Source organism: Mesorhizobium sp. M7A.F.Ca.US.005.03.2.1 (assembly GCF_003997795.1).
GTDB classification, from domain to species: domain Bacteria; phylum Pseudomonadota; class Alphaproteobacteria; order Rhizobiales; family Rhizobiaceae; genus Mesorhizobium; species Mesorhizobium ciceri.
The window spans coordinates 1-6,645 of the sequence record NZ_RZRP01000314.1 but is presented as its reverse complement, the minus strand read 5'-3'; the positions used below and the strand labels follow the sequence as shown (position 1 = coordinate 6,645).

Here is a 6,645-nt window from a genome sequence, read left to right as displayed (position 1 = left end):
CCTTCTCTTCCCTATTCGCTACTCCCTATTCGCTATTCGCTTTCAGTGTTTCGTCGCGCGGATCGCGGCCCAGACGGTGGACGGCGAAGCCGGCATGGCAAGATCGTTGCTGCCGATGGCGTCGGTGAGGGCGTTGATCACCGCCGGCGGCGAGCCGATGGCGCCGGCCTCGCCGCAGCCCTTGATCCCCAACGGATTGCCCGGGCATGGCGTGTTCGAGGTCGAGACCTTGAACGACGGCAGATCGCCGGCGCGCGGCATGGTGTAGTCCATGTAGCTCGCGGTCAAAAGCTGGCCGCTATTGTCATAATGGGCGCCTTCGAGCAGCGCCTGGCCGATGCCTTGCGCCAGCCCGCCATGCACCTGGCCCTCGACGATCATCGGGTTGATGATGTTGCCGAAATCGTCGGCAGCGACGAACTGGACGATCTCGGTGACGCCGGTTTCCGGGTCGACCTCGACCTCGCAGATATAGCAGCCCGCCGGGAAGGTGAAATTCGACGGATCGTAGAACGCCGTCTCCTTCAGCCCGGGCTCCATGCCGCCCGGCAGGTTGTGGGCAGTGTAGGCGGCCAGCGCCATCTGGAACCACGGCACGTTCTTGTCGGTGCCGGCGACCTTCAGCGCGCCATTCTCGATGACGATGTCGCCTTCGTCGGCTTCGAGCAGGTGTGCCGCGATCTTCTTGGCCTTGGCCTCGACCTTGTCGAGGGCCTTGACGATGGCCGACATGCCGACTGCACCCGAGCGCGAGCCATAGGTGCCCATGCCCATCTGCACCTTGTCGGTGTCGCCATGCACGATCGAGACCGAATCGAGCGGCACGCCGAAGCGCTCGTTGACCAGTTGCGCGAAGGTCGTCTCATGGCCCTGGCCGTGGCTGTGCGAGCCAGTCAGCACCTCGATCGTGCCGACCGCGTTGACGCGCACTTCCGCTGATTCCCAAAGGCCGACACCGGCGCCGAGCGAGCCGACGGCAGCAGACGGCGCGATGCCGCAGGCTTCGATGTAGCAGCTCATGCCAATGCCGCGCAGCAGCCCCTTCTTGGCGGCGGCGGCCTTGCGCTTGGCAAAGCCGGCATAATCCGACGCCTTCATTGCCGCATCGAGCGAAGCGGCATAGTCGCCGGCGTCATAGCACATGATGACCGGCGTCTGATGCGGAAACGCTGTGACGAAGTTCTTGCGCCGCAGCTCGGCCGGCGAGACGCCGAACTGGCGGGCCGCCGTCTCCATCATGCGCTCCATGACGAAGGTCGCTTCCGGCCGCCCTGCCCCGCGATACGCATCGACGGGCGCGGTGTTGGTATAGATCGCCTTCACATTGGCATGGATGGCCGGGATATTGTACTGGCCCGACAGCAGCGTCGCATAGAGGTAGGTCGGCGTCGCCGACGAAAACAGCGACATATAGGCGCCGAGATTGGCCTGGGTTTCGACCTTCAGGCCGAGGATCCTGTGGTCCTTGTCGAAGGCCATTTCAGCATGGGTGTGATGGTCGCGGCCATGCGCGTCGGTCAGAAAACTCTCGGTCCGGTCAGCCACCCATTTGACCGGCACCCCGGTCTTCTTCGACGCCCACAGGCAGACGATCTCTTCGGGATAGATGTAGATCTTCGAGCCGAAACCGCCGCCGACATCGGGCGCAATCACGCGCAGCTTGTTTTCCGGCGCGACATTGTAGAAGGCGCTCATCACCAGCCGCGCCACATGCGGGTTCTGCGAGGTCGTCCAGCAGGTGTAGTGATCCTCGGCCTTGTCGTAATGGCCAAGTGCGGCGCGCGGCTCCATGGCGTTAGGCACCAGCCGGTTGTTGATGATGTCCATCTTGACCACATGGGCTGCCTTCCCGAAGGCCGCTTCCGTGTCGTCGGCATTGCCGATGTCCCAGTCGAAGATCAGATTGTTGTCCGCTTCGGGGTGGATCTGCGGCGCACCCTTGTCCATCGCCTTGGAGGCGTCGACGACGGCCTTCAACTCCTTGTAGGTGATCTCGACCGCCTCGGCGGCGTCACGCGCTTGCCCCTTGGTCTCGGCGACGACAATGACGACGGCGTCACCGACATAACGGACCCGGTCGAAGGCGAGTGGCGACCATGCCCCCATCTTCATCGGCGAGCCGTCCTTGGAGTGGATCATCCAGCCGCAGATGAGATTGCCGATGCCATCGGCCTTGAGTTCCTTGCCGGTCAGCACGCCGATGACGCCGGGCATGCCTTGGGCCTTCTTCACATCGATCTTCTTGATCTGCGCATGCGCGTGCGGACTGCGCACGAAGGCGGCGTGCTTCATGCCGGGAACCACCATGTCGTCGACATAGCGGCCGGCGCCCGTGATGAATCGTTTGTCTTCCTTGCGCGCGACCCGAGCGCCAACACCTTCAATGCCCATCAGAAATTCCTCCCGAGATTGTAGGGGAGTAGGTGAGTAGGGCAGTACGGCAGTAGGGAAAAATTGGCTCCGATTCCCTACTGCCCTACTGCCTTATTGCCCTACTGCCTCGTTCAAGCCGCTTGTTTCGCCTTACCCTTCGACCCCTTCATCGTCGTCGATGCGGCGAGGATCGCCTTGACGATGTTGTGGTAGCCGGTGCAGCGGCAGATGTTGCCGTCGAGCTCGGCACGCACCGTCGCCTCGTCGAGCCCTTCGGGGTGGCGGCCGATCATGTCGGTCGCCGTCATGATCATGCCCGGCGTGCAGAAGCCGCACTGCAGCCCGTGATGTTCCTTGAAGGCGGCCTGCACCGGATGCAGGTCGGCGCCATTTGCCAGGCCCTCGATCGTCAACACGGTCGAGCCGGAGGCCTGCACCGCGAGCATCGTACAGGATTTGACCGCCTTGCCGTCGACGTGGACGACGCAGGCACCGCATTGCGAGGTGTCGCAACCGACATGCGTGCCGGTAAGGCCGAGATTTTCCCGCAGGAAGTGAACCAGAAGTGTTCGGTCCTCGGCAGCACCGCTGACCCGCTTTCCGTTCACCATCAACGAAACGTCCGACATGGTCCCTCCCTGGGTATCAACCTTGGTCATCACGTTGCCAACGCGGCGTTGGCGCATCGGCCATGCGTTATTGGTACACCGCACATCGGACAAAAAACAGCACGTCGCAAACGCGGCACATTGTACTTTCGGTCATGGCCGCGCCCAAACATGCGGTGCCGGTGGCCCCATTGCCAAACCGCCGATTGAAGGCAACAATGTCGGTCGACGCCCGCGCGCCAGAAGCATTTAAAACAGCCGCGCACAAAAAAGCGTCGGAGGAAATGCGGAGAACATCGCTGGCCAATTCACAGACGCGCTATGCATGCGGCCTGTCGGCGCTCACCACGGACGAGCCCGACATGGAGGCGTTCGCCAGGGCGATCGCACTGGAAGCAGCCGCCATCGACGCGGGCTTTGCCCTGCTGTTCTTTTCCCAGAGCCTGGTCGAAGCCAGCGCCCTTTCCCAGGCGCTCATGACCCACGCGCCGGCGCTCCACCACGCCGGCTGCTCGACTGCCGGCGAGATCACGCCGCAAGGTCTCGAGGATGGTCATGTGCTGGCCATGCTGCTTCCGTCCACCGCGTTTACCGCCGTCAGCGTGATGGTCGAAAATCTGTCCTCGTCGGGTATGGACAGGATCACCGGCGAGGTCGAGACCCTGCGGCGATCGCTGCGCGCGCGCCTCGGTTGCGATCGGACCAAAGGCACTTTCGCGCTCTGCTTCATCGACGGGCTCTCCTATGCCGAAGAAGCGGTGAGTTCAGCCATCCACTGGGGTCTCGATGACATTCCGCTGCTTGGCGGCTCCGCCGGCGACGATCTGAAATTCGAGACGACGCGCCTGATCTCGAACGGCAAGGTCACCTCCGACAGCGCCATCATCGTGCTGATATCGACCGAAATTCCCTTCCATGTCTTCAAGACCGACAATTTCGTTCCCACCGATGAGAAACTGGTGGTGACGGCTTCCGATCCAGATCACCGCATCGTGCGCGAGTTCAACGCCACCAATGCGGCGCAGGAATACGCCGCGTCCGTCGGTATCGTCGCGCAGATGCTGACGCCACTGAGCTTCGCCTCGCATCCCGTGGTGGTGAAGGTGGGCGGACAATATTATTGCCGGTCGATCCAGAAGATGCATGCCGACGGCTCGCTGTCGTTCTTCTGCGCCATAGACGATGGCGTCGTGCTGTCGATCGCTCAGCCCAAGGACATGGTGGAATCGACGCGCGCCGCCCTGCGCGACGTCGAGGAGAGGCTTGGCGGCATCGACATGATCCTCGGCTTCGACTGCGTGCTGCGCCGGCTGGACGCACGCAATCGGCAGGTGTTTCGCGAGATCTCGGAACTCTACCGGGTCAACAATGTCATCGGCTTCGGCACCTATGGCGAACAGTACCGGTCGATGCATCTGAACCAGACTTTCACCGGCATCGCCTTCGGCGAGCGCCAGGCGGCGGAATAGGACGGCGCAACAAGATGCCGCTGAGGGACATAAACGATCTTGAAAAGCTGAAGAAGATCAACGCGGCACTGGTCAGCCGCGTCGAGCGCTCGATGGACCAGCAAGGCAACGCCTTTTCGCTGTTCCAGACCACGATCTCGCTGGAAAACCGGGTGCGTACACGTACCGAGGAACTTCACTCGACCTTGCGGCGGCTGGAGCAGTCGAACATTGACCTCAGTGCCGCCAAGGAAAACGCCGAACTTGCGAACCTGTCAAAAACCCGTTTCCTCGCCGCTGCCAGTCACGACGTGCTGCAGCCGCTGAATGCCGCCCACCTTTCGGTTTCGGCGCTCGCCGAAGTTCAGACCAGCGACGAGGGCAAGAAACTGGTGCGGCAGGTCGAGCGCTCGCTGGAGACGATGGAGGACCTGCTGCGAACCCTGCTCGACATCTCCAAGCTCGATGCCGGCGTGGTGCAGCCCGACATAAGCGACGTCAGCCTGGAGGCGCTGTTCTCGTCGCTCCGCTCGGATTTCCTGCCGGTGGCGGAGATGAAAGGCCTGTCGCTGAAATTCCGGCCGGTCCATGCCGTGGTCCGCTCCGACCGCACGCTGCTGCGCCGTATCCTGCAGAACATTCTCTCCAACGCGCTGGGCTATACACGCTCGGGCGGCGTGCTTGTCGGCACCAGGCATCGCGGCGACACCATCCGCATCGACGTCGCCGACACGGGCTGCGGCATTCCCGACGACCAGCGCGAGGCGGTGTTCGAGGAGTTCCACCGCGGCACCTCGCCGGCCAATGCCGAACTGGACGGTGGCGGTCTCGGGCTCGGGCTCGCCATCGTGCGCCGCATGGCCAGCGCGCTCGGCCATCCCGTGACATTCTCGTCGAAGGTCGGACGCGGCACGATCTTCCACATCGATGTACCCGTCGGCATCGGTGCGCCAGCCGATGCCATCGCCAGCGTTGCCGATATGGAACGGCCGCGCGGCTATGGCCTGTTCGGCACCAAGGTGCTGCTGGTCGAGAACGATATCGAAGTGCTGCAGGCCATGACCTTCCTCCTCGAACGCTGGCAATGCCTGGTGCGGGCCGCGACCTCGACCGACGATGCGCTAGACATGCTTGGCGACACCGACTGGGTGCCCGACATCGTCATTGCCGACCAGCATCTCGACGGCGGCGATCTCGGCACCACGACCATCGCCGAAGTCCGCGACTATCTCGGCCGCGCCGTGCCGGCGCTGATCGTCACCGCCGACAGTTCGGAAGCCGTCGCCAAGGCCGCCCGCTCCGGCGGCATCGAACTGATGCGCAAGCCGCTGAAGCCGGCCCAACTAAGGGCGCTGCTGGCGCATTTGCTGGCCTGATCACTTCTCACGCGCTATTCCGATCGTCTTGAAAGGAGCGCGTCCTCCCGCGGACAGGTCGCCGACGCGCGCTTTGTTTCGACCGCCACCTACAATGCCGTGTGCGGCCTGCCGGCAACGAAGACAGACCCGAATGGTCTCGTCAAAACCTTTACCTATGACGCCTTCTGCCGGCCCTATCAGGTCTCTCAGAGCGTCACCGGCGCCTATGCCAAGACGCGCTTCGAGAACGAGGGCAATCCGGCGACACAGGCGCTGGTCAAGTACACCCCGCTGCCCAATGGCGCGAGTGGGGGCGCCGGCGAGGATTTTACCCGCTCCTTCTATGACGGGCTTGGCCGGGTCTATCGCGTGGAAACCCCCGGAGAGACGGCGGCCAGTGCAAGACGCATTGCCGAGACCGACTACGATCTTCGCGGCAATGTGCTGCGTACCGCCTTCCCGAGGTTCGTCGGTGAGACGGCACAGTGGACCACCAACAGCTACGACTGGGCCGACCGGTTGACAAAGACGATCAATCCGGATGCCAGCCAGCGCAGCTATCTGCACGACATCGCGACCGCAACCGGCACACCCACCCCCCGACTTTACGGGGTGACGCTGACCGATGAGCTCGGGCATTTGACCAGAACTCCATCGACGACACGCGGTGACATTGCCGGCATCATTCGCGACGTCGGTGGCCTCAATCTGCCGGAGAGCCGCAGCTACGATCTGCTCGGTCGGCTGATCGGCGTCACCGATCCTGGCGGTTCGACCTGGACCTACACTTACGACATGCTCGGCAATCGGCTGTCGGCGTCGGACGCCGATCTGGGCACCTGGACCTATGTCTATGAC

5 protein-coding genes are annotated in these 6,645 nt (G+C 63.1%); 3 read left to right on the top strand and 2 right to left on the bottom strand.

Translation table 11 applies throughout. The annotated features are described in order from the left end of the window. Positions 1–42: 42 nt before the first annotated feature. Complete coding sequence (locus EN991_RS18345; protein WP_013531266.1) at positions 43–2,391, bottom strand: xanthine dehydrogenase family protein molybdopterin-binding subunit; 2,349 nt, start codon at positions 2,389–2,391, stop codon at positions 43–45. Between the two features lie 113 nt (positions 2,392–2,504). Next, complete coding sequence (locus EN991_RS18340) at positions 2,505–3,002, bottom strand: (2Fe-2S)-binding protein (RefSeq protein ID WP_013531265.1); 498 nt, start codon at positions 3,000–3,002, stop codon at positions 2,505–2,507. A 263-nt stretch (positions 3,003–3,265) separates the two neighbouring features. Between EN991_RS18340 and EN991_RS18335 the strand changes: the two genes are divergently transcribed. The 3 genes from EN991_RS18335 to EN991_RS18325 all read left to right on the top strand — a co-directional run. Then, complete coding sequence (locus EN991_RS18335; RefSeq protein ID WP_164753910.1) at positions 3,266–4,450, top strand: FIST signal transduction protein; 1,185 nt, start codon at positions 3,266–3,268, stop codon at positions 4,448–4,450. A gap of 14 nt (positions 4,451–4,464) precedes the next feature. Next, entirely contained in the window at positions 4,465–5,805 is a 1,341-nt protein-coding gene (locus EN991_RS18330; protein WP_013531263.1) for a hybrid sensor histidine kinase/response regulator, read from the top strand. Positions 5,806–5,904: 99 nt separating this feature from the next. Further along, positions 5,905–6,645 (top strand): RHS repeat domain-containing protein (locus EN991_RS18325; protein WP_164769172.1); only part of this gene is annotated, 741 nt, incomplete at its 3' end.